General features: G+C 66.4%; 22 protein-coding genes and 2 pseudogenes. 17 read left to right on the top strand and 7 right to left on the bottom strand.

Translation table 11 applies throughout. The features are described from left to right. Window positions 1–89: 89 nt before the first annotated feature. From AB4Y92_RS11720 to AB4Y92_RS11660, 13 genes are all read left to right on the top strand, one after another. Window positions 90–1,544 (top strand): RNA polymerase factor sigma-54, encoded by a 1,455-nt coding sequence (locus AB4Y92_RS11720; RefSeq protein ID WP_441819803.1) that lies wholly within the window; start codon window positions 90–92, stop codon window positions 1,542–1,544. A gap of 519 nt (window positions 1,545–2,063) precedes the next feature. Beyond that, complete coding sequence (gene hpf, locus AB4Y92_RS11715; RefSeq protein ID WP_057941955.1) at window positions 2,064–2,390, top strand: ribosome hibernation-promoting factor, HPF/YfiA family; 327 nt, start codon at window positions 2,064–2,066, stop codon at window positions 2,388–2,390. Between the two features lie 56 nt (window positions 2,391–2,446). Further along, entirely contained in the window at window positions 2,447–2,911 is a 465-nt protein-coding gene (locus tag AB4Y92_RS11710; protein WP_057941954.1) for a PTS sugar transporter subunit IIA, read from the top strand. A gap of 521 nt (window positions 2,912–3,432) precedes the next feature. Beyond that, window positions 3,433–4,383 carry an HPr(Ser) kinase/phosphatase gene (gene hprK / locus AB4Y92_RS11705; protein WP_057941953.1) on the top strand — a complete coding sequence of 317 codons (951 nt, stop codon included), beginning with the start codon at window positions 3,433–3,435 and terminating at the stop codon, window positions 4,381–4,383. Window positions 4,384–4,460: 77 nt separating this feature from the next. After that, complete coding sequence (rapZ, locus tag AB4Y92_RS11700) at window positions 4,461–5,327, top strand: RNase adapter RapZ (RefSeq protein ID WP_057945302.1); 867 nt, start codon at window positions 4,461–4,463, stop codon at window positions 5,325–5,327. Window positions 5,328–5,602: 275 nt separating this feature from the next. Next, on the top strand, window positions 5,603–5,986 hold the full coding sequence (locus tag AB4Y92_RS11695) for a hypothetical protein (RefSeq protein WP_441819802.1): 384 nt from the start codon (window positions 5,603–5,605) through the stop codon (window positions 5,984–5,986). Between the two features lie 102 nt (window positions 5,987–6,088). Beyond that, entirely contained in the window at window positions 6,089–6,391 is a 303-nt protein-coding gene (locus tag AB4Y92_RS11690; RefSeq protein WP_441819801.1) for a hypothetical protein, read from the top strand. 320 nt (window positions 6,392–6,711) lie between these two features. Then, window positions 6,712–7,104, top strand: a complete 393-nt coding sequence (locus AB4Y92_RS11685) for a PTS sugar transporter subunit IIA (RefSeq protein ID WP_057941950.1) — start codon at window positions 6,712–6,714, stop codon at window positions 7,102–7,104. Window positions 7,105–7,243: 139 nt separating this feature from the next. Continuing rightward, complete coding sequence (locus AB4Y92_RS11680) at window positions 7,244–7,513, top strand: HPr family phosphocarrier protein (protein ID WP_215057994.1); 270 nt, start codon at window positions 7,244–7,246, stop codon at window positions 7,511–7,513. Between the two features lie 13 nt (window positions 7,514–7,526). Continuing rightward, window positions 7,527–9,236 (top strand): phosphoenolpyruvate--protein phosphotransferase, encoded by a 1,710-nt coding sequence (ptsP, locus tag AB4Y92_RS11675; protein WP_441819800.1) that lies wholly within the window; start codon window positions 7,527–7,529, stop codon window positions 9,234–9,236. Between the two features lie 357 nt (window positions 9,237–9,593). Further along, window positions 9,594–10,955 carry a magnesium transporter gene (gene mgtE, locus AB4Y92_RS11670; protein ID WP_215057996.1) on the top strand — a complete coding sequence of 454 codons (1,362 nt, stop codon included), beginning with the start codon at window positions 9,594–9,596 and terminating at the stop codon, window positions 10,953–10,955. Between the two features lie 70 nt (window positions 10,956–11,025). Then, a complete protein-coding gene (locus AB4Y92_RS11665; protein ID WP_441819799.1) occupies window positions 11,026–11,727 on the top strand; it encodes a hypothetical protein in 702 nt (233 codons plus the stop codon). Between the two features lie 121 nt (window positions 11,728–11,848). Beyond that, window positions 11,849–12,712: a prolyl oligopeptidase family serine peptidase gene (locus AB4Y92_RS11660; RefSeq protein ID WP_441819798.1), complete on the top strand. Its 864-nt coding sequence runs from the start codon at window positions 11,849–11,851 to the stop codon at window positions 12,710–12,712. Window positions 12,713–12,905: 193 nt separating this feature from the next. Here the strand turns inward: AB4Y92_RS11660 and AB4Y92_RS11655 are convergent. The 4 genes and pseudogenes from AB4Y92_RS11655 to AB4Y92_RS11640 form a co-directional block, all read right to left on the bottom strand. After that, window positions 12,906–13,118, bottom strand: a pseudogene (locus AB4Y92_RS11655) (alkylphosphonate utilization protein); the annotation flags it as partial. Between the two features lie 75 nt (window positions 13,119–13,193). After that, window positions 13,194–14,129 (bottom strand): aspartate carbamoyltransferase catalytic subunit, encoded by a 936-nt coding sequence (locus tag AB4Y92_RS11650; protein ID WP_441819797.1) that lies wholly within the window; start codon window positions 14,127–14,129, stop codon window positions 13,194–13,196. A gap of 13 nt (window positions 14,130–14,142) precedes the next feature. After that, entirely contained in the window at window positions 14,143–14,631 is a 489-nt protein-coding gene (ruvX, locus tag AB4Y92_RS11645; RefSeq protein ID WP_057941944.1) for a Holliday junction resolvase RuvX, read from the bottom strand. Continuing rightward, entirely contained in the window at window positions 14,628–15,194 is a 567-nt protein-coding gene (locus AB4Y92_RS11640) for a YqgE/AlgH family protein (protein ID WP_057941943.1), read from the bottom strand. The genes ruvX and AB4Y92_RS11640 overlap by 4 nt, the downstream gene beginning before the upstream one ends. 319 nt (window positions 15,195–15,513) lie before the next feature. Between AB4Y92_RS11640 and AB4Y92_RS11635 the strand changes: the two are divergent. Next, window positions 15,514–16,062, top strand: a pseudogene (locus AB4Y92_RS11635) (DNA-3-methyladenine glycosylase I); the annotation flags it as partial. 320 nt (window positions 16,063–16,382) lie between these two features. Next, window positions 16,383–18,191 (top strand): DUF4153 domain-containing protein, encoded by a 1,809-nt coding sequence (locus AB4Y92_RS11630; RefSeq protein ID WP_441819796.1) that lies wholly within the window; start codon window positions 16,383–16,385, stop codon window positions 18,189–18,191. A 45-nt stretch (window positions 18,192–18,236) separates the two neighbouring features. Here the strand turns inward: AB4Y92_RS11630 and AB4Y92_RS11625 are convergent, their stop codons facing one another. The 3 genes from AB4Y92_RS11625 to AB4Y92_RS11615 all read right to left on the bottom strand — a co-directional run bounded on the left by AB4Y92_RS11625 (window position 18,237) and on the right by AB4Y92_RS11615 (window position 21,590). Next, entirely contained in the window at window positions 18,237–19,250 is a 1,014-nt protein-coding gene (locus AB4Y92_RS11625; RefSeq protein WP_441819795.1) for a Rieske 2Fe-2S domain-containing protein, read from the bottom strand. 73 nt (window positions 19,251–19,323) lie between these two features. Continuing rightward, window positions 19,324–20,436, bottom strand: a complete 1,113-nt coding sequence (locus tag AB4Y92_RS11620) for a GNAT family N-acetyltransferase (protein ID WP_441819794.1) — start codon at window positions 20,434–20,436, stop codon at window positions 19,324–19,326. Continuing rightward, complete coding sequence (locus AB4Y92_RS11615) at window positions 20,433–21,590, bottom strand: ATP-grasp domain-containing protein (protein WP_441819793.1); 1,158 nt, start codon at window positions 21,588–21,590, stop codon at window positions 20,433–20,435. The genes AB4Y92_RS11620 and AB4Y92_RS11615 overlap by 4 nt, the downstream gene beginning before the upstream one ends. A gap of 453 nt (window positions 21,591–22,043) precedes the next feature. Here AB4Y92_RS11615 and AB4Y92_RS11610 point away from each other — a divergent pair, with 453 nt between their 5' ends. Both AB4Y92_RS11610 and AB4Y92_RS11605 read left to right on the top strand, forming a co-directional pair. After that, complete coding sequence (locus AB4Y92_RS11610; protein ID WP_441819792.1) at window positions 22,044–23,042, top strand: hypothetical protein; 999 nt, start codon at window positions 22,044–22,046, stop codon at window positions 23,040–23,042. 529 nt (window positions 23,043–23,571) lie between these two features. Beyond that, the gene (locus AB4Y92_RS11605) at window positions 23,572–23,817 is read left to right on the top strand and encodes an XAC0095 family protein (RefSeq protein WP_441819791.1); all 246 of its coding nucleotides are present in this window, start codon (window positions 23,572–23,574) and stop codon (window positions 23,815–23,817) included. Window positions 23,818–24,184: the final 367 nt, after the last annotated feature.

The following is a 24,184-nucleotide window of genomic DNA, read 5'->3' as shown; positions in this document are numbered from 1 at the left end:
GTTGCCGGGCGTGAAAGACGCCCGCGATGCACGACTCGGCCGACTGACATTCCAGGTCGTTGCCTTTCAGGTCGCGTCAGCCATCGAACATGAAGCCCCGCCTCCAAGCCTCTCTCGGACAACAGCTCGTAATGACGCCGCAATTGCGGCAGGCAATCCGCCTGCTGCAGCTGTCGGCTGTGGAACTGGAAGCTGAACTGGCGAGCGCGGTAGAGAGCAACCCGCTGCTGGACTGGACCGAACCGTCGGCGCCGGGCAGCGACGACGAAATCCGTCCGCCGCCGACCTCGGCCTCGGCCAGCGAAGACGCCGACCACGGCGAAGGCCCCGGCCCCGGCAGCGACGCGCCCACGCCCGAGCCGGAATGGACGATGGACGACGGCGAGACCTGGTACGAGCGGGTCGGCCCGTCCGACAACGACGAAGACTCGCCCGCGGCCGAACAAGTCGCCGACGCCGAAACCCTGCTCGATCACCTGCTGTGGCAGCTGCACCTCAGCCCACTGTCGTTGCGCGACCGCAGCATCGGCGTGGCCCTGATCGAAGCCATCGACGACGACGGATACCTGCGCGAACCGCTGCAGGCCATCGCCGATTCGCTCGCCCCGGAACTCAGCGTCGGCGAAGACGAAGTGCTGACGGTGCTGCATCAAGTCCAGCGTTTCGACCCGGTCGGCACCGGCGCGCGCTCGCTCGGCGAATGCCTGAGCCTGCAATTGAGCACCCTGCCCGAGGACACGCCGGGCAAGGCGCTGGCGCTGCAGATCTGCGCCGGCCCGCTGGAACGGCTGCCGCGCGTGGGCGTGGCCGGGCTGGCTTCCGAACTCAAGCTGGAGGTCGCCGAGGTCGAAGTCGCGGTGCAGTTGCTGCGCTCGCTCGATCCGCGCCCGGGCGCGCAGATGGGCGCGATCTCCACCGACACCTACGTCACCCCCGATGTCGTGATCTGGCGCCAGCGCGGCCTGTGGCGCGTGGCCTTGTCGGAAACGATGCGGCCGCGCATTTCCATCCATCGCGGCTACGAAGGCATGATCCGCCACGCCAGCGCCTCCGACGCCAGCTATCTGCGCGGCCATCTGCAGGAAGCGCGCTGGTTGCTCAAGAGCCTGGAAGCGCGCGGCGACACCTTGCTGAAGGTCGCGCGCTGCCTGCTCAAGCAGCAGGCCGCGTTCCTGGAATTCGGCGACAGCGCCTTGCGCCCGCTGACCTTGCGCGAAGTCGCGAACGAAGTCGGCCTGCACGAATCCACCGTCTCGCGCGCGATCGCGCGCAAGTACGCGCGCACCCCGCGCGGCACCGTGCCGCTGCGGGCGTTCTTCGCCTCGGGCATCGACACCGGCTCGGGCGGCGAAGCGTCCAGCACCGCGATCCAGGCCATGATCCGGCGCCTGATCGAAGCGGAAAACCCGCGCAAGCCTCTGTCCGACGCACGTCTGGCCGAGACCTTGAAGGCCACCGGCGTGCCGGTCGCGCGCCGCACCGTGGCCAAGTATCGCGAGGCGATGAGCATCCCGTCGTCTCAGGATCGCGTGCGCATGGCTTGAGAGTGAGGCGCCGCGTTTGCGAGCCACTGGCTCGCGCGGCGCCGAACGCCCGAGCGCCATGCGCTCGGAGCTGGAAGGTCGCAGCACTCTTCGCTCCCCCGCGCGGGCGTCCCGCCTCCCTTCCCCCACTTGCGGGAGAAGGCGCCCCGAAGGGGCGGATGAGGGCCCACGCCCCATCGAGCCGGCGCGCGCCATCGCTCCCCTTTCCTCACCCGCGCAGCCGGCGCTCGCGCGGACATTTCCACGCTCAGCGTGCCCTGCTTCCGCCAACCCCGTGGCTTATGCCTTTTGTCGCGAATCACATTGCAAAACTTTTACATCGTGCAAAAACCTCTGCCGGATCAAGGCCTTCCGGCGCGGCTACTACCAAAGGACCAAGTCGGGCCCTTGCGCCTCAAACTCAGCGTGAGATGCTGGACTTCCTGGCTCCGGCCAGGGCGTCACCCGGTTCCGTTTCGGTCCGGCAAGACCGGGCGGAACACGTTTCTGCATTCACCCGCGACGTGAAGGAGGTCCCCGATGCGTATCGAAACCCACGGCCAGCAGCTCGAAGTCACCGCAGCCCTGCGCGACTACGTTGAAACCAAGCTGGCCCGTCTGCAACGACACTACGACCATCCCTTCGACGTGCGAACCCAGCTCAGTCTCGACAAGCCCGACCATCGAGCCGAAGCCACCATCCTCATCGCCGGCCGCACCCTGCACTGCGATGCCGCCGCGATCGACATGTACGCCGCCATCGACCTGCTCGCGGACAAACTCGACCGTTTGCTGATGAAGCACAAGAGCAAGCAAGTGGACCATCACCGCGGCGAGAGCCTCGCCCGCAACGGCGAACTCACCTGAGCCCATAGCGTAAACTCCGCGCCAGCCACGTACCGCAAGCCACCTACAACGCCGTCATGCCGCTTTACGAACTGTTGAGCGCGGAGCGCGTTGCGATCCTGGTAGAACCCGGCGATCGCAACGCGGTGCTCGAAACCGCCGCGCGCATGCTGTCCGAAGGCAGCCCGCTGGTCACCGCCGCGCTCAGCGCCGGCCTGCAGGAACGCGAAAAACTCGCCAGCACCGCGATCGGCTACGGGGTCGCGATTCCGCATGGCCGCTCGCCCTTGTTCGAAAGCAGCCGCGGCGTATTCCTGCGATTGGCGCAGCCGGTGGATTTCGGCGCTTCCGACGGCCAGCCGGTGGATCTGGTGCTGGCGATGGCTGTGCCTGAGCATCACGTCCAACAGCATTTGCAACTGCTTGCCGAACTCGCCGAACGCTTTGCCGACGCGGGTTTTCGCGAGCGATTGCGCTCGGCGCCGAATGTGGCGGAGTTGAGTTATCGCTTGCTCGATCATTGTCGGCGCAGCGCGGCGTGAGTCGACGGCCGGCTGTAACCGCGTAACGCCCCGCCCTACCGAAACCCACCTACCGGATTCCCCCCTTTGAAAAAGGGGGGCCAGGGGGGATTCGCTTTTGCTTTTGCCCTGCCCAAAAGCAAAAGCAAATCCCCCGCGCTCCGATCGTTGACCTGAAACGCACCGGCGCCGGGCGCTTGCCCCCTTTTTCAAAGGGGGCAACTATTCAAACCCGCCTACCGATCCTTCTTTTTTGGAAGGGGGCAACTACTGAAACCCACCTACCGATTCCCCCCTTTGAAAAAGGGGGGCCAGGGGGGATTTGCTTTTGCTTTTGCCCTGCCCAAAAGCAAAAGCAAATCCCCCGCGCTCCGATCGTTGACCTGAAACGCACCGGCGCCGGGCGCTCGCCCCCTTTTTCAAAGGGGGCAATGTTTCGAAGGGCTGCGGTTACGTTCGAGCCACCGGTGTTGCCCCCTCTTCACGCCCCCCATCCCGTCCCCCGCAGGCGCCGTCATCGCTTTACTCGTAAACTTCCCCGCATGAGCAAAAGCATCCGTGCAGGCGAACTGTTCGAACAGCAGCGCGAGCGGCTCGCGCTGCGCTGGCTGGCCGGCCAACGCGGCGACGGGCGGCTGGTCGAGGCGGTCAATACCGTCGCCCGCCGGCCCTCGCTGGCCGGCTACCTCAACGCGATCTATCCGAACAAGGTGCAGATCCTCGGCACCGAGGAGCTGACCTGGCTCGATGGCCTGGACTCGCGGCTGCGCTGGGAAACCATCGAAAAGATCATCCAGTTCCGGCCACTGGCCCTGGTGATCAGCAAGGACCAGCCCTGCCCGGAAGACCTGCGCATCGCCGCGGAAGAAACCGATACGCCGCTGTGGGTGTCGCCGCGCCGCGGCCACGAGTTGCTCAATCATCTGCAATACCACCTGGCGCGCGCGCTGGCGCCGCAGATCACGCTGCACGGCGTGTTCATGGAAATCTATTCGATCGGCGTGCTGATCACCGGCGAATCGGGATCGGGCAAGAGCGAACTCGCGCTGGAACTGGTGACGCGCGGGCATCGGTTGGTCGCCGACGACGCGCCCGAATTCACCCAGATCGCGCCCGACGTGCTCGACGGCACCTGCCCGGACATGCTGCAGGATCTGCTGGAAGTGCGCGGCCTGGGCGTGCTCAACATCCGCCAGATGTTCGGCGACACCGCGGTGAAGAACAACAAATACCTGCGCCTGATCGTGCACCTGACCAAGCCAATGAGCGAGCCCAAGCCGGCCGGCATCGAGCGCCTGACCGGCGACACCGGCCTGCGCCGCGTGCTCGACCTGGACGTGCCGATGATCACCCTGCCGGTCATGCCCGGCCGCAACCTGGCGGTGCTCACCGAAGCGGCCACGCGCCTGCACAGCCTGCGCATGAAAGGCTTGGACCCGGCCGCGGCCTTCATCGCCCGGCACAGCAACTTCCTGGAGCGCGGCGAATCGTGAGCGGCATCGAATCCCATCCCAATCCCGAAGCGGCCAACGAAGCGCGTTCCGGCGCCGAAGCCGCGCCGGAAGCGAGCATGTTCACCCTGGTCATCGTCAGCGGCATGTCCGGCTCGGGCAAATCGGTGGCGCTCAATACCTTCGAAGACCTGGGTTTCTACTGCGTCGATAACCTGCCGGCCGAGTTGCTGCCGCAGTTCGTGCAGAACGTGATCAAGGCCGAGGACGGCATGCCGACCAAGCTCGCGGTCGGCATCGACGTGCGCAACCGCCACAGCGATCTGGCGAATATTCCCGAGTGGCTGTCGGCAGTCGGCGCGCTGGGCGCGGACCCGAAGCTGGTGTTCTTCGAATCCAGCGACTCGGTTTTGCTCAAGCGCTACGCCGACACGCGCCGGCGCCATCCGCTGAGCCAGTTCGGCCTGGCCCTGGCCGATGCGATTTCGCTCGAACGCCAGGTGCTCAAGCCGCTGCGCCAGATCGCCGATGCGATCGTCGATACCAGCGAGCTCAATGTCCATCAGCTGCGCCGCCATGTCATCACCGAGTTCGGCCTGGGCGGCGAGGCCGGCATGTCGTTGCTGTTCGAGTCCTTCGCCTATCGCCGCGGCGTGCCGGCCGATGCCGACTTCGTCTTCGACGCGCGCGCGCTGCCCAATCCGCACTGGAATCCGGCGCTGCGTCCGCTGTCGGGCCGCGACGGCGGCGTGCGCGACTACATGGAAGCGCAGGACGATGTGAAGCTTTATGTCGAGCAGATCAGCCAGTTTCTCGACACCTGGCTGCCGCGGCTGCAATCGGACAGCACGCGCAGTTACGCGACGATCGCGTTCGGTTGCACGGGCGGGCGGCATCGGTCGGTGTATCTGGCTGAGCGGCTCGCCGAGCATGCGCGGTTGCGTGGGTGGAATGAGGTGGCGGTGCATCATCGGGAGTTGGATTGAGGTGGGTTTTGCGTTGGCTTGATGCAAAAGCTAAATCCCCCCTGCCCCCCTTTTTCAAAGGGGGGGAACAGCAACAGCGCTGATGTGGGAGTGCACCGTCGAATTCGTTCTGCCCTCGCCTTCGACATGAATCAGCAGTGACCATATCGCCGCATAAATCGCCGTCGCTTACGAAATTTTCCCATCTCCGTGCCGAAATGCTTGCACGCCGCACCGTAGGTTTCGAACTACGCCGATAGCGTGATCCGGCGTTCCCGCAACCACGGAGCAGCGACATGAAACCCATGATCCGCAGCCTCAGTCCGATGCTGCTCGCCTTGCTGACCGGTCTGTCCGCGTCGGCGGCCTTCGCGCAGAACGGTTCTCCGCCCGGGTCGCGTCCCGCCGATCCGATGCCGGCGTCCGATCCGATGCAACGCACCGAACCGCCGGTCAACGATCCGCGCCGCGACGCGCGCACGCCGCCGCCCAGCGACGCGATCGGCCCGGCCACCTTCGCCGAACTCGACAGCAACGGCGATCAGAAGATCAGCCGCGACGAGGCCGCGCTCGATGCGCGCCTGGCCGCGAACTTCTCCACCCACGACCTCGACGGCGACGGCTCGCTGTCGCTGTCGGAATATCAGGCCGGGCAGAACAAGCGCGTCGGCGACAAGTAATCCAACGCCGCCGCGCACCGGCCCGGCCGGACGATCGCGATCGCCTGCCCCGCCGCGGCCCGATATCTCCCCCACCGGCTGACCCATCAGCAAAGGATCGACATGACCACCACCCTTCCCCGCCCGCGCCGCCTCGGCCTGCTGCTGAGCGCGCTGTTCGCCGCCGGCCTGCTCAGCGCCTGCAACAAGCCCGCCGACGCACCGCCGCCGGATGCCGGCGCCGGCCCGGCGCCCGCGGCTCCGGCCGACACCACCCCGCCGCCGGCGGACACCACGCCCCCGGCGGACATGCCGCCGCCGGCCGATACGCCGCCCGCCGACACCCCGCCGTCCGACCCGATGCCGGCCGACAGCGCCACCACGCCGCCGGACAAGGGCAAGACCGAGACGCCGCCGAAGCAGTAAGCCGGCGCGCCGCTCGCACCGGAACGGGCCGCTCGCGCGGCCCGTTCTTTTTTCGGCCCGCTCCGACCGGCCGAGTGACCGCCCGCGCAGGCGAACGCACGCGAATTCCGCCGGCCGCGATGTACGGTCGCGGCCAGACGCGGCGCAAACCGAACATTTGCCGCAGCGCAGCGAGGATTGCGGCCGCTCATGAGACGACGCGCTCGCCGCAAGCCTGTCTTCGGTCTGCCGCCACCCGCGCTCCACCCATCGCGGCCGAAATCCTCTGGCGACCGTCCGGACGCTTTCGGCGCGTCACCGTGCTCTGTTAAGTTGTCGCCATGTCCGTCGGTATCCTACTCATTACCCATTCCGGAATCGGCAGCGCGCTGGTCGCTGTCGCCGGCCGTTTGTTGAACCCGTTGCCGTTGCGCACCGAAGCGCTGGAGGTGCCGTTCGACGCGGACCTCGATCAGCTGCTGCCGGTCGCCAGCGCGGCCCTGCGCCGCGTGGACGATGGCGACGGCGTACTGGTGCTCACCGATCTGTACGGCGCGTCGCCCAGCAACCTCGCCGCGCGCGTGGCCCAGTTGGGCACGCCGGTGCGGCGCGTGTCGGCGTTGAATCTGCCGATGCTGATGCGGGTGATGAACTATTCCGAATTGGCGCTGGAGCAATTGCCCGCGGTCGCCGCGGCCGGCGCCCGCAACGGCGTCATCCTCGACGATGCGTGAGCCCGGCCACGTTTGCGCGACACCAACACCGCACGCCCCTTGAATGCATGATCCGAACCGCAATAAGGCACTATCGCCACAGCATCACCGCAAACCGTATCGAGTTCGATGCGTTTGACCATTGCCTGAGGACCCCGACATGATCGAACGCGACCTGACCGTCTCCAACCGACTGGGCCTGCACGCCCGCGCCACCGCCAAGCTGGTGCAGGTGCTGTCGGGTTTTCGCAGCAACGCCACGCTCACCGCCAAGGGCCGCGAGGTCAACGCCAAGAGCATCATGGGCGTGATGCTGCTCGCCGCCGGCCAAGGCACCCACGTCAAACTGCGCGTGGACGGCGAAGACGAGGCCAACGCCGCCGACGCGGTGACCGCCTTGTTCGATCGTCGTTTCGACGAAGACAGCTGAGCCGGAGGCGCGGATGCGGCAGGAATTCCAAGGTCACGGCGCGTCACGAGGCAGTGCGCTGGGCCGCGCCCGGGTGCGGCTGCCGCATGCGCTGGAAGTCGCCGAAGAGCGCATCACCCATGAGCAGGTCGAAGGCGAGCTCGGCCGTCTGCACGCGGCGATCGACACCGTGCGCAACGAAATGCACGCCTTGCGCGACCGCCTGCACGGCGCGCTGGCGCACGAGGTCGGCGAGTTCCTCGACCTGCACACCTTGCTGCTGGACGATCCGGAGCTGCTGCAAGGCCTGGACGAACTGATCCGCACCGGCCACTACGCCGCCGACTACGCCCTGCGCCTGCAGCGCGACCGCATCGCCTCGGTGTTCGAGGCGATGGACGATGCCTACTTCCGCAGCCGCGTGGACGATATCGACCAGGTCATCGGCCGCATCCACGCCGCGCTGCATCGTCGCGATCACGACACCTCCGGCGTGGCCGGCGAGATTCTCGTCACCGACAACGTCGCCCCGGCCGAACTGGCGCAGTTGCAGGCGCAGGGCGTGATGGCGATCGTCACCGCCGCCGGCAGCGCCCTGTCGCACAGTGCGATTCTGGCGCGCAGCCTGCACTTGCCGCTGATCGTCGGCGCCTCGCAGGCGCTGCTGAAGATCAACGACGGCGACGCGCTGGTGGTCGATGGCGCCACCGGCACGGTCATTCTCGAACCCAACGCCGAAGACCTGCGCGGGCATCGCGCCCGCACCCGCGAGCTGGCGCGCGAACGCAAGCAGCTGCACCGCCTGCGCCGCGAACCCACGCGCACGCTCGACGGCATCGACATCAAGCTCTACGCCAACGCCGAATCGCGCGAGGACGTGGCCGAGGCGCATGCGCTCGGCGCGGCCGGGGTCGGCCTGTACCGCACCGAATTCCTGTTCCTGCAGCGCAACGAACTACCGGACGAAGACGAACAGTTCCGCGTCTACCGCGACGTCGTGCTCGGCATGACCGGCCGCACCGTCACCATCCGCACCCTGGACCTGGGCGCGGACAAGGCCGACAAGACCGGCCTGGCGCTGCGCGACGAACCCAACCCCGCGCTCGGCGTGCGCGGCGTGCGCCTGTCGCTGGCGCGCGAAGGCCTGCTGGAAACCCAGTTGCGCGCGATCCTGCGCGCGTCGGGCTACGGCCCGGTGCGGGTGCTGGTGCCGATGGTCAGCTCGACCGAGGAAGTGCGCACGGTGCGCGCGCTGCTCAAGAAAGTGGCCGCGGACCTGCGCAAGCAGGGCCACGAGATCGCCGACCACGTGCCGCTGGGCGCGATGATCGAAGTCCCGGCCGCGGCGATCGCCCTGCCCGGCTTCATCGGCCTGATCGATTTCCTTTCCATCGGCACCAACGATCTGGTCCAGTACCTGCTGGCGGTGGATCGCAACAACGAAGCGCTCAGCGACCTGTACACGCCGCTGCATCCGGCGGTGCTGCGGGTGATCCGCGACGTGATTCGCCTGGCCAAGTCGCGCGGCAAGCCGGTCGCGGTATGCGGCGAAATGGCCGGCGACGCCAACTTCGCGCCGCTGCTGCTGGCGCTGGGGCTGGAGGAATTCAGCCTGCATCCGGCGACCTTGCTGGAACTGCGCCGGGCGATCCGCGGCTTGAATCTGGAAGCGTTGCGCAAGCGCGCGCCGGCGCTGCTGCGGGCGAAGGACCGCGTGGGCATCGAGGCCTGGCTTCGGGCTTGATCGGCGGGCGATTGCTGTACTGGGCCGCTGCTCGGATCGCTCTCGCCGGCTGCTGTTGTGGGAGGGGCTTCAGCCCCGATGCTCTTCGGTCCGATCGCCGGAGCTTGCAAGTCGATCGGGGCATACCCGCAATCTGAGCGGAAAGCATCGGGGCTGAAGCCCCTCCCACAACAGCAACCCACAAAAGCGGACCAACAAGAGCAACCGCGCGAGCGGCCCGCGCAGACATCCCCTCCACCACATCCAGCGCAGACTCCAACGCTGTGCATAACACGCCACCCAGGCGATAATGCCCCGATGAACACCTGACCCTCGCCGGCTTCGTGGCCGCGTCCGTCACCTGCAGGAAGTACCGCATTGGCCGAAGCCGTCCGCCACGACAAAACCGCACGTCAGCTGCGCCTGCTTTCCGACGCGCTCGACAGCGGCCGTCTGGGCCCGGTGCGGCGGCTGGTCAACACGCTCTCTCCGGCCGAGATCGGCAACCTGCTGGAGTCCTTGCCCCCGGGCAAGCGCGTGATCGTGTGGGGCCTGGTCGATCCGGAAGACGACGGCGAGGTGCTGGTCCACGTCGGCGAAGAAGTGCGCGAGAGCCTGCTCGCGGACATGGACACGGACGAAATCGTCGCCGCGGTCGAAGACCTCGACATCGACGACTTGGCCGACCTGGTCGAAGACCTGCCCGATACCGTCATCGACGAAGTGCTCAAGTCGATGGATCGCGAGAACCGCGAACGGCTCGAGCAAGTGTTGTCGTATCCGGAGGACACCGCCGGCCGACTGATGAATCCCGACGTGGTGACGGTGCGCGCCGACACCACCATCGACGTGGTCCTGCGCTACCTGCGCCTGCGCGGCGAGTTGCCGGAACACACCGATCATCTGTACGTGGTCAGCCGGCGCCATCAATACCTGGGCCGCATCGCCCTGGCCGCGTTGCTCACCCACGAGCCCGGCACCGCGATCAACAAACTGATCGACGACGAACAACCGGCCATCGACGTCGGCGAAACCGCCGGCGAAGTCGCGCGCCAGTTCTCCGACCACGACTGGATCAGCGCCCCGGTCGTGGACGACAACAACATCCTGCTCGGCCGCATCACCATCGACGACGTGGTCGACATCATCCGCGAAGAGGCCGAACACCAAGCCTTGAGCGCGGCCGGCCTGGACGAAGACGAAGACTTGTTCAGCCCGGTGCGGCGCGCGTTCCGGCGCCGGCTGATCTGGCTCAGCGTCAACCTGTGCACTGCGTTCCTGGCCGCCAGCGTGGTCGGCCAGTTCGAAGACAGCATCGCCAAGCTGGTCGCACTGGCCGCGCTGATGCCGATCGTCGCCGGCATGGGCGGCAACGCCGGCACCCAGGTGCTGGCGCTGATGATCCGCGGCCTGGCCCTGGGCCAGATCGGCGCGTCCAACGTCGCCGTGTTGCTGCGCAAGGAATTGTCGGTCGCGTTGATCAACGGCCTGGTGCTCGGTGTCGGCCTGGGCGTGATCGTGCTGATCTGGTTCCGCCAACCCGGCCTGTCGCTGGTCATCGGCGCCGCGCTCACCATCAACCTGCTGACCGCCGCGGCCGGCGGCGTGCTGGTCCCGGTCACGCTGAAGCGGCTGGGCTTCGACCCGGCCCTGGCCGGCGGCGTGGTGTTGACCACGCTGACCGACGTGATGGGGTTCCTCAGCTTCCTTGGGCTGGCGACGCTGATTTTGATTCACTGAGGGGCGCGCCCGGCATCGACCGCTGGTACGCGGACGAGCGGCTGCGACGCGCTGCACGCGCGCGACTAAGATGCCCGCCATGTTGCAGGAAGCCGACATCGAATTCGCAGTGGATCTGCAGGCACGCAGCTACGCGCTGCTGAAATGGACGGCCGACGCCATCCAGCGCGGCTTCATCGGTTTCGACGCCGCGCACGCCTACGCGCGCGATCCGCAATCCGCCGCAACGTGGATACAACGTCACTACGCCGACTTGCCGCGCGAGGGACGACCGCCGCTGGAACACCTGGATACGTTCTGCCGTCTATTCGTCAGCCAACTCGACGACACTCAGCGACTGGTCCGCGAACCCGGCCAACGTCTGTATTCGCAGGACGGGCATTGCTTTTGCGAGATGTGCAGCGGCTACATCAACAACCCGTCGCTGCGGGCCAGGACGCTTAACCCGGGCGACCTACGTCGCGCTGACCGGACCATGCGCCATTGCCTGGACGAACTGGCGCTGGATTGCGATCGACTGCTCGAACAACATCAGGTCGATACGCTGATGCGCGACGCCGCGTTCCGCGAAACATTGGCCTTGTACGCCTACATCGAAATCCTGCTGCAACGCCTTCGCGGCGGCGGCGCGCCGACCGGCGTCCCGCTGGCGTTGTGGCGCCGCTTCGCCTGGACCGCGCAGGGCGCGCCCAAGCGCAAATATCGGCTCAACACCGAGGCCGTGCTGGTGGCACAGCATCTGCTGCGCCAGCGCCTTGCCGAATCGGGCTGATCGGCCCGGTCGGCGCGATCGGTGACGAATCTTCCCGCCGCGGGCCGATTGCGCGGCGCGCGCGCTTGAATCGGGCACCGCAAGCGGCCGATGATGCCGGTAGCCCGCCCCGGAGACACCGATGCCCGGTTGCCGCACGTTCCACCTCGCCGTCGCGCTGTTGCTGATGGGTGTGATCGCCTCGATCACCGCCTGCCGCAGCGTTCCCGCCCCTCGCGCCGGCTCCAACGATTCAGGCGCTACGTCCGACGCCTCGACCATGATCGACTCGCGCAAGCACGGCCGCTTCCTCGAACGCGAGCTGCGGCTCGACGATGGTGTGCTGTATCGCTATCAGGTGTTCGTGCCCTCGCGCAAAGCCGGCGGCGAACATCCGCCGCTGATGCTGTTCCTGCACGGCTCGGGCGAACGCGGCAGCGATAACCGCAAGCAGGTCGAGGTCGGGCTGGCGCCGGTGATTCGCGAGCGCATCGACGAGTTTCCGGCGATCGTGGTGTTTCCGCAGATGCATACCGGCAGCGCCGAGCCGTATCGCTTCACTCATACCGCGCTGGCGATGCTCGACCGCAGCCAGGACGAATTCGGCGCCGATCCCAAGCGCGTGCTGTTGACCGGTCTGTCGATGGGCGGCTACGGGAGTTACGAACTGGCGTTGATGCAGCCCGATCGTTTCGCCGCGGTGGTGCCGATTTGCGGCGGTTACGATCCGCCGCGGGCGAAGGATCATGAGCGGATCGAAGCGCTGGGCGGCGCGCTGACCTTGGATGAGGCCGCGCGCAAGATGGCGAATATTCCGTTCTGGATTTTCCACGGCGCGCGGGACGATGCGGTGCCGCCGCAGAAGTCGCGCGAGATGAATGCGGCGCTCAAGCGCGCCGGGGCGGATGTGCGGTATACCGAATTTCCGCAGGCCGATCACAACTCCTGGGATTCGGCTTATGCGACCAAGGAGTTGTGGCCTTGGTTGTTTGCGCAGCATCGGTGATGGGGCGCTTGGGGACTGGCCTAAGAGCGAATCCCCCTTAATCCCCCTTTTTCAAAGGGGGAAACTGCAGCGCGGGGCGATGGTCGTGCGTCGGTAAGGCGAAGAGATCGCCCGCCAAGTGCCGACGCACGTTCCGAAGGGTTTCCCCCTTTGAAAAAGGGGGATTAAGGGGGATTTGCTTTTACCCGCCCCCTCAAGCCTTCTTCAAAAACTCCGTCCGCAACACCAACCCCTTGATCTTATCGACATTGCACTCGATCTCGTCCTCCTCATCGGTCAGGCGAATGTTCTTGCACAACGTGCCGCGCTTGAGCGTCACCGACGTGCCCTTCACCTTCAGGTCCTTGATGAGCAAAACCGAGTCGCCGTCGGCGAGCACGGTGCCGTTGCTGTCTTTTACGATCATGTCGAGTGATTCCGAATAAACCAAACCATATCGGCCGCACAACCGCGCGGCCATAAGAAAATCGCGGCCGCGCGATCAGCCCTTGAGCAGCATCTCCAGCACCGCCATGCGCGTGGCGACGCCGTTGGCGACCTGGGTCAGGATCAGCGATTGCGGGCCGTCGGCGACTTCGTCGGTGATTTCCACGCCGCGATTCATCGGGCCGGGATGCATCACCACCGCGTCGGCGGCCGCGCGCTTGAGCCGCGAAGCGGTCAGGCCGTAGTCGCGGTGATAGTCGTCCAGCGACGCCACCAGCCCTTCTTCCATGCGTTCGCGCTGCAGGCGCAGCATCATCACCGCGTCCACGCCGTCGAGCGCGGCGTCGAAATCCTGCGTCGCCACGCAACCGTCCAGGGTGCCGTCGTCGGGCAGCAGCGAGGCCGGGCCGCATACGCGGATCTCGCCCGCGCCGAGCGCGCGCAAGGCCTGCAGGTCCGAGCGCGCGACGCGCGAGTGCTTGACGTCGCCGATCATCGCCACGCGCAAGCGCGAGAAATCCGTGCCCTTGGCCTGTCGCAGCGTCAGCATGTCGAGCAGGCCCTGGGTCGGATGCGCGCTGCGGCCGTCGCCGGCATTGACCAGGCAAGTGCCGGCGCGCGCTTGCGCCGCCAGCGCGGCCACCGCACCGTCTTCGCGATGGCGGATCACGAAGCCGCGCACGCCCATCGCCTCGATGTTCTTCAGAGTATCCAGCGCGGTCTCGCCCTTGCTGGTCGATGAAGTGGAGGCATCGAAGTTCAGCACATGCGCGCCGAGCTGCTGCGCGGCCAGCTGGAAGCTCAGGCGGGTGCGCGTGGACGGCTCGAAAAACAAGGTGCACACCGCGGTGCCGGCCAGCGCGCGGCTGTCGTAATGGCCTTCGGCGAAGGCCTGAGCGCGGATCAGCAAGGCTTCGAGCGACTCGCGCGTGGCATCGCGCAAGCTCAGCAGGTGGCGCGAACCGCCGTCGGCGGAAACGTAGGTAGTCATGATGTGCGGTGCTTCAAGGATGCGAAATGTGTTCGATGTCGGTGGCGTCGTCGGGCGCGGCGAGCCAGCGCTCGACGATCACCGCCGCGGCCACCGCGTCCAGGGCTTCGGCGTCGCGGCGGCGCTTGCGCCCTTCGGCGCGATCGGCGGCGAAACGGTGCGCGGCTTCGATCGAGCTGGAGCGCTCATCGACCAGCACCACCGGTAATTTGTAGCGCGCGCGCAGCTGGCGGGCGAAGGCGTGCGCGCGCAGGCGCGCGGGTTGGTCGCCGCCTTCCAGGGTCATCGGGTCGCCGACGATCAGGCCGTCCGGGCGCCATTCCTTATAAACGCGGTCGATCGCGTTCCAATCCGGGCCGGCGCCGTGCACATCGATCACCGCCAGCGCGCGGGCCCCGTGGCCGAAGGCACTGCCGACGGCGACGCCGATCCGGCGCGCGCCGACATCGAATCCGAGGACGGTGCCGTCGCGTCGGATTGCGTCGGAGGCGCCAGTGCTCATGCGTGTCCGGCGTAATCGGCCAGGTGGGCGAAATCCACCCCGATGCGTCCGGCCGCGGCCTGCCAGCGCACGTCCAGCGGCAGTTCGAACAGCAACTCGGCATCGGCCGGCGCGGTCAGCCAGTCGTTCTCGGTGATCTCGTGTTCGAGCTGCCCCGAACCCCAGCCGGCGCAGCCCAGCGCGACGATCGCGTTGTCCGGGCCTTCGCCCTTGGCCATGGCTTCGAGAATATCGCGCGAGGTGGTCAGGTACAGGTCCGAGCCGATCACCAGGGTGGAATCCCAGCGGGTGCCGCCGTCGTGCAGCACGAAGCCGCGCTCGGGATGGACCGGGCCGCCGGCCAATACGATCTGGGCGCGCAGCGATTCATCGCCGCCGTCCACGCCCATCTGGCCGAAGACCTCGCCCAGGGTGTACTCGGACGGGCGATTGACCACGATGCCCATCGCACCGTCGTCGTCGTGCTGGCAAATCAGCGCGACGCTGCGGGAAAAATTGGTGTCGGCCAGCGCGGGAAGCGCGATCAGGACCTGACTGGCGAGGGGCGTGGGCATCACGGGCATGAGGCCATTCTAGCGTGCCGGGCGCGGATGCGGGACGTGAAAGCGCGCAGGATGCCGCAGGTTCGGGGGCCGGCGCGGGCTATAGCGATACGGTGAATCGGGCCGGTCCCGGCCAGGGCTTGGGCTTCTTGTGGGAGGGGCTTCAGCCCCGATGCTTTTCGCTCAGGTTGCGAGCATCTGTGGAGGACCGGCGATCTGAGCGAAAAGCATCGGGGCTGAAGCCCCTCCTACAAAAGACTTCCCGCATTCGCATCGCGCCCTGGATTCCCGCCCCCACGCCACCCACAATCGACCCGACCGCCCCCCAGACGAGGACCGCATGTCCGGTTACTGCGACATCGCCCCCGGCCACCCCATCCATGGCCAGTACCACGACCGCGAATACGGTTTTCCGCAGCGCGACGAATCCGATCTGTTCGAGCGCCTGATCCTGGAAATCAACCAGGCCGGCCTGAGCTGGGAAACCATTCTGCGCAAGCGCGAAGGCTTCCGCCGCGCCTACAGCGGCTTCGATGTCGACGCTGTCGCCGGCTACGGCGAAGCCGATCGCCTGCGCCTGCTCGAAGACGCCGGCATCATCCGCAACCGGCTCAAGGTGGATGCGGCGATCCACAACGCCCAGGTGATCCAGCAGCTGCGCGGCAGCCACGGCGGCTTCGCGCAATGGCTCGACGCGCATCAACTGCTGGACGGCAAGCCGCGCGACAAGGCCGGCTGGATCAAGCTGTTCAAGCAGACCTTCCGCTTCACCGGCGGCGAGATCACGAACGAATTCCTGATGAGCCTGAGCTATCTGCCCGGCGCGCATCGCGAAAGCTGCCCGGCCTACCAGCGCATCGACAAACTCAAGCCGTACTGGCGCCGCGCCGAGGCGTTGGCGAAGAGCGCGCCGAAAGCGTCCGGCGCGAGCGGCGCAGCCAAGCCCGCCCCGGTCAAGGCCGCCAAGGCGCCGGCGCGGACCGCGGCGAGCAAGACCGCGGCCGCCAAGAAGAAAACCGTGGCGAAGAAAACCGTTCGCGGCAAACGCGGTTGATCGCGCGCGCCGGCTGATCCGCGATCCGGCCGCCGCTCCACCGCAACCGCTTCATACCGCCCTCACCCAAGCGCACTAGTTTGCGCGCAGTCATCCCGCGAACCCGCGGCCGCGCACCGCGCCGCTGCGATCGCAGGCCATCGCAAAGGAACCGCATGTCCACCTCGCCAACCGCCGCCGTCACGCTCTCGCGCGCGACCAAGTCCTTCATCGTCCTGATCGCGCTGCTGCAGGGATTGGCGCTGTATCTGATCCGGGTCGGCGTGCGCCCGGATTCGGGTTTCGAAATCTACTGGTACGTGATGGCCTTGTCGGTGCCGACGCTGATGCTGCTGTCGGTGCAGCGCCTGGACGATCGCCGCTTCTGGACCAACGCCCTCGGCGTGGCCGCGATCTACCTGCTGCTGGCGCTGTGGGCCGGCTGGAGCGCGACCGGCGCCCCCGACATCAAGGCCGCCGCGGTGCTGTGGCCGTTCGGCGCGACGCTGGCGATCGCCTTGTTCATCGCCCTGCCCTATCTGCAATGCCGGCTCGACCACGGCCGCTGGCGCGCGCCCTACAGCGCCTTGTTCGAACACGGCTGGCAGAACGCGCTGACCTTGCTGCTCACCGCCGTGTTCGTCGGCATCTGCTGGGGCGTGCTGGGCTTGTGCGCGGTGCTGTTCAAGCTGATCGGCATCGGATTCTTCGCCGATCTGTTCACCACCCGCAGCTTCGCCCATCTGGCCACCGGCATCATGATCGGCCTGGGCGTGCTGGTCGGCCGCACCCAACAGCGGCCGGTGCAGGTGGCGCGGCAGATTCTGTTCGCGATCTTCAAGGGCCTGTTGCCGCTGGTGGCGCTGATCGCGTTGTTGTTCGTGATCAGCCTGCCGTTCACCGGCCTGGACGCGCTGTGGCGCACGCGCTCGGCGACCTTGATCCTGATGAGCCTGATCGCAGTGATGGTGTTGTTCGTCAACGCCGTCTACCAGGACGGCGACGACGCGCCGCCCTACCCGCGCTGGCTGCGCCACGTGGTCGATGCGGCGCTGCTGATCCTGCCGATCTACGCCGGCCTGGGCCTGTACGCGCTGAGCCTGCGCATCGGCCAGTACGGCTGGACCGCGGAACGTTTCTGGGCCGTGCTCGCCTCGGTCGTGCTCAGCGCCTACACCGTGGGCTACGCGGTGGCGGCGCTGCGCCCGCGCGCCGGTTGGCTGCACGATCTCAAGCGCGTCAACGTCGGCGTGTCGCTGGCGATCCTGGCGCTGACGGTCGCGGCCAACTCGTGGCTGCTCGATCCGCATCGGTTGAGCGTCAACGATCAACTCGCGCGCCTGCACGACGGCCGCAGCGAGCGCGAGCGCTTCGACCTGAGCCATCTGCGCTTCGACAGCGGCCGCCGCGGCTATCAGGCGCTGCAGGCGCTGGCCGGCGACAGCAAGCTGTTCGACGCCAAGGAGCGCGCGCAGATCCAGCGCCTGCTGACAATGAAGAACAGTTGGGAATATCGCCAGGACGACAAACGCGATCAGCAGGCGCGCACCGCGGTCGAAGCGCTGCGCCATATCAAGCCGGCCGCCGGCGTCGCCGCGCCCGATCCGCTGTGGTTGCAAGCGCTGGTCGGCGACAAGCTGCCGACGCCCGACTGCCTCAACGCCGATTCCGAATGCGTGCTGATGACGCCCGACCTGGACAGCGACGGCCAGGCCGACTACCTGCTGTGCAACGCCAAGCAATGGGGTCCGGTCTGCTTCGTCTACGCTCGCACGGATGGCGTGTGGAGCAAGATCGGCCGCAACAGCAGCAGCTATCTCAACACCGAAGCCAGCGTAGTCGCACCGGCGATGCGCGCCAATCAACTGCGCGTGGTGCCGCGACGCTGGGCGGATTTCCAACTCGGGGAGACGGGCCCGACGATGCAATTGGAAATCGAGCCGGCGCCGAAAAGCGATTGCGGGCGCCCGCACTGCGACCGATAAGGCGGTCGCGATAACGCCGGCGTTCTGCGCCGGTGCTTCGTGCGATCACAGCAGCAGACGCACCTCTCGCGGCGGCGCGTCTTCGGGCGCGGCGCCGGTGGTCCAGAACGTCTCGACCCATGGCCGCACCAGATCGAGTTGGGTCGATGCACCGCGCATCGGCGCAAAACGCCGCAGATTATCGGCCTGCAAAGCCAGCATGCGCGCGTCCTGATCGTTGACGCGTTTGAGCAGCGGCCACACCAGCGCGCGCACCAGCCACGCCGGCGCCCAGCGATTCTCGACATGCAAGGTCGCGAACACCGCCGTCTGTTCGGCGCTGATCGGCGTGAAATGCAGACTGATGCGAACGATGCCGCCGTTGAGGTAGCGGTATTCGATCTGCGCGCTACCGGGGGCGTCGAACAGCGCCCGCTCGCTTTCGCGCGGCGATTCGAACAGGCGGTAGAGCAGGCCGGATTGTTGCGACTGGCCTCGGTACGACACGCTGAAACCGCTATCGGTCGCTTCGAAGTGCGCGGTCACAGCATCCCGCGCCCCGCCGCGCCGCACCAGCCCGGGGTGAATCCAGTGCGTGTGCATCGGATCGAGGAAATTCTCGATTGCATCGATCACATGCGCGCGCCACTGAGTCTGCCAGACGAATCGACGCGAGCCGGCGGAATTGCGCCGCACCATGGCCGGCAGTTCGCCTTCATCGCGCCCGTCCAATCGCAGCCAGATCAAACCATCGTGTTCGCGCACCGCGACCGTGCGCACGCGCACCTGTGGCAAGGCACAGTCCGGCGGCATGCCGGGAATCGCGCACAAGCGCCCCTGCGAATCGAACCGCCAGCCGTGATACGGACAGGCGATGCCGCCGGCGGTGGCGACCCCGGCCGATAACGGCGCATGCCGATGCGGGCAGCGATCCTCCAGGGCGAAGGCGCGGCCGCTTTCGTCGCGGACCAGCACCACCGGCCGATCGAGCACCGTCACCGCGACCGGCGCGCGCCCCAGCCGGTTCGCGCACAAAGCGGGGAACCAGCGCGCGTAGTGCGAGGGATGCCAGTCGCTCATGCCGGCCCGCCGGCTTGCGCGATGCCCGGCCGCATCGGGATGTCCGGCGCTCGATGGAAAGCAAGTGGCGGCGTCATAGCTCGAATCTTCGCATGAGCGGCACCCCGAGCCGGCGGGTCAGCGCCGACAGCCACGCCAGCGCCCGCCGGGTCCTGGCCGGCAGATGACGCGCATAGACCGCGCTGTACTCGATGCTGGGACGCCCGCCGCGCAAGCGCTTGAACCCGGCCGCGCCGGCGCTGAAATTGATGTCGCAGCCATCGCGGATCGCATGTTCGAACGTCATCGCGGTCAACAGCCGGTACAGGCCCAGACGCTGCGGCAGCGCCGTGTCGTAACCGACGATGGGCGTGGTCAGCGTCCGGCCTTGGCGGAACTGCCCGGCGATGCAGATCAACTGGCCGTCTTCATCGCGGAAGCCGTCGAACTGCAGCAATCCCGCGCGATGCCATCGGCGCATGAACTCGGCGGTGTAGTGCGGGTTGCAGCGCGAGTACTTGCTTATGTAGAGCTGCCCGTACAACCCGGCGATGCGCGCGTAATCGTCTTCGCCGATATCGGCGTCGCCGGCCCGGCGCGCTTGCTTCGCCGCCAGCTTGAGATCGACCTTGAGGTTATGCCGCTGCCGCGCGAGCGCGGCCACGTCGCGGAACAGATACACCTGACGGCTCGGGATCAGCACGAAGCCCAGGCGCTCGCACTCGGCCAGCCAATCGCGATGGTCGGCATCGTTGAGCGAGCGCAACCAGATCGCGTGGCCCGGCCAGCGCTGCAAGGCCTCATCGAGCAGTTGCGGAACCGACACCTGCGAATGCGATGGATACAGATTGGTCGATAACCACCAGTTGTTGATCGCGACAGCGCGATCGATCCGCGCCGCGCGCAGGACGGCATCGACGCCGCGACCGGCGACGCTCAGCAGCGGCGCCGCGATCTTCGGCGCATAGCGTTCTGCCTCTTCGATCGCGTAGCGGCCGTAGGTGGTTCGCGGCGAGCAGACCCAGGCGTTGTCCGGTTCGTCGTCATTGATCGTGACCGGAAACAGCGCCTCGCCGCTGCCGATACGATCCACCCGGGTGCGCAGGTTCGACACCAAGTCCTGCACCGCCGCTTGCGCGTGCACCTGCAGGAACACCCGCGCCCGCGCGTTGAAGTCGTCGATATCGTGCGCGGACACCGGGCTCATAGATCCGGCAGATCCTCGCCGTCCCACTCGATATCCCGCGTCGCCGCCTCGCGCAGACTGCAGCCGCGCGTGAGCGCGATCCGCGCAAACGCGCCGATATCCACCAGCCCGCCGAGCGGCGGCAGGCGATCGCCGGGCAAGGACAAGACATCGTCCGCACGCCGATAGTCGCGCCACCACCGCTCCACGCTGCCGCGCTTGAGCGCCTGAGCGAGCCCGGCGCTGAGCATCACGCCCGCCAACATCTTCGGGCGCGGCGCACTCGGCTCGATGCACGCCATGTCCTCGCCCATCAATGCCGCCGGCAGCCCATCGCCCGGTGCGAACAGATGCACGCCGCTGATCGCGCGCGGATTGCATTCCAGCACCGTCGCCGAGCCGTCGTCGCCGATGATCCAGTCGAAGGAAATCTGCCCGGTGAAATCGATCTTGCGAACGAAGCGCTCGACGAAGCTGCGTATCGCCGCATTCGGCGCCGGTTCGAAATAGAAACTGGAACTGCGGCTGATCCGGTACGCCGGCCGATACACGCCGTGCGCGAGCAGCCGGCCGCGATCGGCGATGCTGTACGAACACAGCTCGGTGCCGGCGTGGAAACGCTGCGCAACCCAGGCCTGGGCGAGCCCCAGCGGCGGCGCGTCCTCCGGCATGCCGTGCGGATACAGACGCACATGCACGCCGAAGCGTGAGTATTCCGGTTTCAGCACCAGCGGTTGTCCATCGGCCCAGCTACGTGCTTCGTGCAGATTCGCGACGGCCTGACTATCCGGAACGTTGGCGCCGCAGCCCTGCGCCAACTCAAGGAAACGCCGTTTACTGTGCAGCGCCTTGAGCTTATCGAAATCGTCCACGAGCACGCGCAAGGACTGCGGCAGCGCGCTGCGGTAACGCGAAAGCGCGAAGACCTCCTCGCAGGTGGGCACCAGCAGATCGATGCGTTCGTCCGCGACGATGCGCGACAGCGCAGCGACAAACCCGGCCGGTTGCGAACGCGGCGGCGGCAAGCGATGCGCACGCGTCACCGAACCCGACCACGCGCTCAAGCGGCAAGACACGCTGTCGGCGACGTGAGCGGCCCATGCCGCGCGATCGAAGTGTCGCGCCAACTCCAAGGCAGCGGGGGCTCTGGGGCCCAGTATGAGTACCTTGGCCATGTGTCATTGCAGTCGGACGCTGCGCCGACCGATCGATATCCCTTTGCGCCGGCACCACCGTCCAAGCGCGTTTATTAGGCATCACCGCGGAAGCAAAAGGAAACCGCCGGGCGCGATGGGTTTGCGTCGAAATCGATTCGAGCGCTTCCGAGCCGCGCAGGGCCGCGTGATTCTGACGTGGCGGTGGCTGCTCTGCGGCCGGCGAAGACAGGGGCCTGCCAGGCAAATCGCCCAGGTCCCAGCCGGCACGACCCGTGGCGTAAAACAACCAGCCTGCGCGCCATGATGGTCCGGGAAGCCACGCACGACGTATTCAGAAAAGACCCGGCCGCGTCGGGACTAGGGCCTGCCCCAGCTTTTCCCGCCGTTCCAAAACCACTAGGGTAAGGAAGCTGAAAACGCTTACATCAGGGGAATGATTCTCTCGGGGCAACATCCTAAGGAGCACTTCTCATGGCAGACGCAGGTTCCGGAGTATCGGGTTCGGGTTCATCGCAAAATTCGGCCGATTCCGCTCGGCAGAGTCAGGCCGCGGCCGATGCCGCCGAAGCCGCCAAGACCCAGGAAGCGCAGATGGCCGCCGGCCTGGCCGCGGTCAACGCGACACCCACCCCCGGTTTGATGGGAGTGACATCGGCTCCGATCGACACGACCATTTCGACGAACACACTCGCCCAACTCAGCACGATGTCGGTCAGCACACCGACGCTCTCGTCGATCCCCACGCTCGGTGGCATCCCCACCAGCTATGCCGCGGTCGCGCTGTCCGCACCGCCGACGCCGACGCCGACGCCGACGCCGCTGAGTTTCAGCATCACCGGCTACAACACCCCCGACATCGCCAGCACGCCATTGGGTAACGTCAACGTCAATATGGGCCTGAGTTTCCCAGGCGCGGTGGACACCACCCTAGCGGCGCGCATGGGATTGGACCCGGCCAGCCTGACCTTGAGCGGCAAACTCTCGACCACCAACGACATCAACTCCTTCAGCGTCATGGGATCGATCACCCTCGGCGGCCCGAACACTCCGAGCTACAGCGTTTCCGCCGCCAGCACCGTCGATATCGGCAATTTGAACACCATGAACCTCAGCGGCTTCGCCAACTTCGGCCCGAACGGATTCCAAAGCGCCAACGTCACCGCCGGCGTCACCCACAGCTTCGACGCCGACACGGTATCGCTGAGCGGTTTCGGTAACTTCGGCCCGAACGGCTTCCAGAACGGCGGCATCAACGCCGGCTTTACCCGCTCGTACTCCGACACAGTCACAGGCACCGCCGCCCTCGGCACGACGTTCGACGCCAGCGGGATCACGGGCGTCAACGGCGCGATCGGCCTGGACTACAAAGAGAACGGCGCGTCGATCGGGTTGAGCGCGCGCGGCAGTGTGGATACGAGAACCGGCGCAGGCACGGGCCGTATTGGAATCGACGGCAAGTTCAATTTCTGATTTTTTCCAGCGCTGATGAAAGCGAAAAGCCGACGGTTCGTCGGCTTTTCGCTTTGCGAACGAAGTCTGTGTCAACGGCGTCACTATTGGCCGGCCGAAGTATTCTGCAACGTCCGTTTTCTGTCGCCTCTCACTGCTCGGTATTTATGTGCCGCAGCCGAGAGTGGAACAAGCCAAGCAAACAAAAAATACGAGTGCTGCAAACGGAATCACGAAGCGCGCCATCCAAGTTTGACTCTTCGCTTATGATTTTTTCTTCAACCTGTTGACACTTCAATATCGAAGAAGCAGTCTTTTCCACGGAGCCTAAGAACTCCTTACAGACCGGACTCCACCTTCGTGAACTGGTGGATTTTTTATACCTGCTCCAATGGTATGCCGGCGTTTGTTGCATGCGTCGGGAGGGCGGCTAATACAACACCCGCATGGGGAATACGCCCGCCGTGTCTGTACGGTTCTTAGCCTCCCGACATCCCGCCTGCGACTTCGCGCAGCGCGGGCGATCCATTCCATGGAGAGGAGTGCCGTTATGCCCCGCAAAACCCCGTCCGCAGTCTACGCCGACAACATGCTGCTACCCGTCGATGCTTACTTGGAACTGCAGGCATTTCACGACGAACTCGTAGGCATCGCCCACACCATCGACCCCGCCGACGCAGCCGCCGCCCCGCCTGTTCGCAAACCCGAGCAATCGCGTCGCCGCGCCTTGGCCCGAGTGTTCCGCTTATGGGCCGGGCAGATCGAACACACGCTGACGTCAGTGCGTCGCCCCTGAAACCCCTCGGCCGTCGCCCATTCGGCGGCGGTCTGGGTTGCACATATTCAATGTATCAACGGCCAAGTTGACGCCCCCGCGCACCGTTGAATATTCAAGCGGGACGACACGCGGCACATAAACGCTGTGCAGAAGAAATCCGTCGCAGCAATCGCGCGTCCATGGAGCGATACTTGGGCGGTACGATCCAAGAAAGGACGAGCGATGGCTAATCTTTCATACCCTCCCGTGCCTCAGAAGCTACGAGAGTTGCCAAAAGAGCATCCGGAGCATTTGCGACGCCTGCAAGAAGTTTTGAGCCGAACTGAAGGCTGCCAAAGCAAACGAGAACCCGATGGCTATAGATTTAGCTGAAAATAAAGAATTA

This window comes from Lysobacter sp. TAB13 (assembly GCF_052113885.1).
GTDB classification, from domain to species: domain Bacteria; phylum Pseudomonadota; class Gammaproteobacteria; order Xanthomonadales; family Xanthomonadaceae; genus Lysobacter; species Lysobacter gummosus.
This window is presented reverse-complemented; position numbering and strand designations above follow the sequence as displayed.

Coding starts and splice junctions, on each gene's coding strand:
- AB4Y92_RS11720 (WP_441819803.1), top strand. CDS start 90: ATGAAGCCCCGCCTCCAAGCCTCTCTCGGACAACAGCTCGTAATGACG.
- AB4Y92_RS11615 (WP_441819793.1), bottom strand. CDS start 21,590: ATGGCCAAGGTACTCATACTGGGCCCCAGAGCCCCCGCTGCCTTGGAG.
- AB4Y92_RS11665 (WP_441819799.1), top strand. CDS start 11,026: ATGCCCGCCATGTTGCAGGAAGCCGACATCGAATTCGCAGTGGATCTG.
- AB4Y92_RS11695 (WP_441819802.1), top strand. CDS start 5,603: ATGAAACCCATGATCCGCAGCCTCAGTCCGATGCTGCTCGCCTTGCTG.
- AB4Y92_RS11685 (WP_057941950.1), top strand. CDS start 6,712: ATGTCCGTCGGTATCCTACTCATTACCCATTCCGGAATCGGCAGCGCG.
- AB4Y92_RS11710 (WP_057941954.1), top strand. CDS start 2,447: ATGCCGCTTTACGAACTGTTGAGCGCGGAGCGCGTTGCGATCCTGGTA.
- AB4Y92_RS11630 (WP_441819796.1), top strand. CDS start 16,383: ATGTCCACCTCGCCAACCGCCGCCGTCACGCTCTCGCGCGCGACCAAG.
- AB4Y92_RS11605 (WP_441819791.1), top strand. CDS start 23,572: ATGCCCCGCAAAACCCCGTCCGCAGTCTACGCCGACAACATGCTGCTA.
- AB4Y92_RS11660 (WP_441819798.1), top strand. CDS start 11,849: ATGCCCGGTTGCCGCACGTTCCACCTCGCCGTCGCGCTGTTGCTGATG.
- ptsP (WP_441819800.1), top strand. CDS start 7,527: ATGCGGCAGGAATTCCAAGGTCACGGCGCGTCACGAGGCAGTGCGCTG.
- AB4Y92_RS11640 (WP_057941943.1), bottom strand. CDS start 15,194: ATGCCCGTGATGCCCACGCCCCTCGCCAGTCAGGTCCTGATCGCGCTT.
- AB4Y92_RS11625 (WP_441819795.1), bottom strand. CDS start 19,250: ATGAGCGACTGGCATCCCTCGCACTACGCGCGCTGGTTCCCCGCTTTG.
- hprK (WP_057941953.1), top strand. CDS start 3,433: ATGAGCAAAAGCATCCGTGCAGGCGAACTGTTCGAACAGCAGCGCGAG.
- ruvX (WP_057941944.1), bottom strand. CDS start 14,631: ATGAGCACTGGCGCCTCCGACGCAATCCGACGCGACGGCACCGTCCTC.
- AB4Y92_RS11690 (WP_441819801.1), top strand. CDS start 6,089: ATGACCACCACCCTTCCCCGCCCGCGCCGCCTCGGCCTGCTGCTGAGC.
- AB4Y92_RS11650 (WP_441819797.1), bottom strand. CDS start 14,129: ATGACTACCTACGTTTCCGCCGACGGCGGTTCGCGCCACCTGCTGAGC.
- AB4Y92_RS11620 (WP_441819794.1), bottom strand. CDS start 20,436: ATGAGCCCGGTGTCCGCGCACGATATCGACGACTTCAACGCGCGGGCG.
- hpf (WP_057941955.1), top strand. CDS start 2,064: ATGCGTATCGAAACCCACGGCCAGCAGCTCGAAGTCACCGCAGCCCTG.
- AB4Y92_RS11680 (WP_215057994.1), top strand. CDS start 7,244: ATGATCGAACGCGACCTGACCGTCTCCAACCGACTGGGCCTGCACGCC.
- rapZ (WP_057945302.1), top strand. CDS start 4,461: ATGTTCACCCTGGTCATCGTCAGCGGCATGTCCGGCTCGGGCAAATCG.
- AB4Y92_RS11610 (WP_441819792.1), top strand. CDS start 22,044: ATGGCAGACGCAGGTTCCGGAGTATCGGGTTCGGGTTCATCGCAAAAT.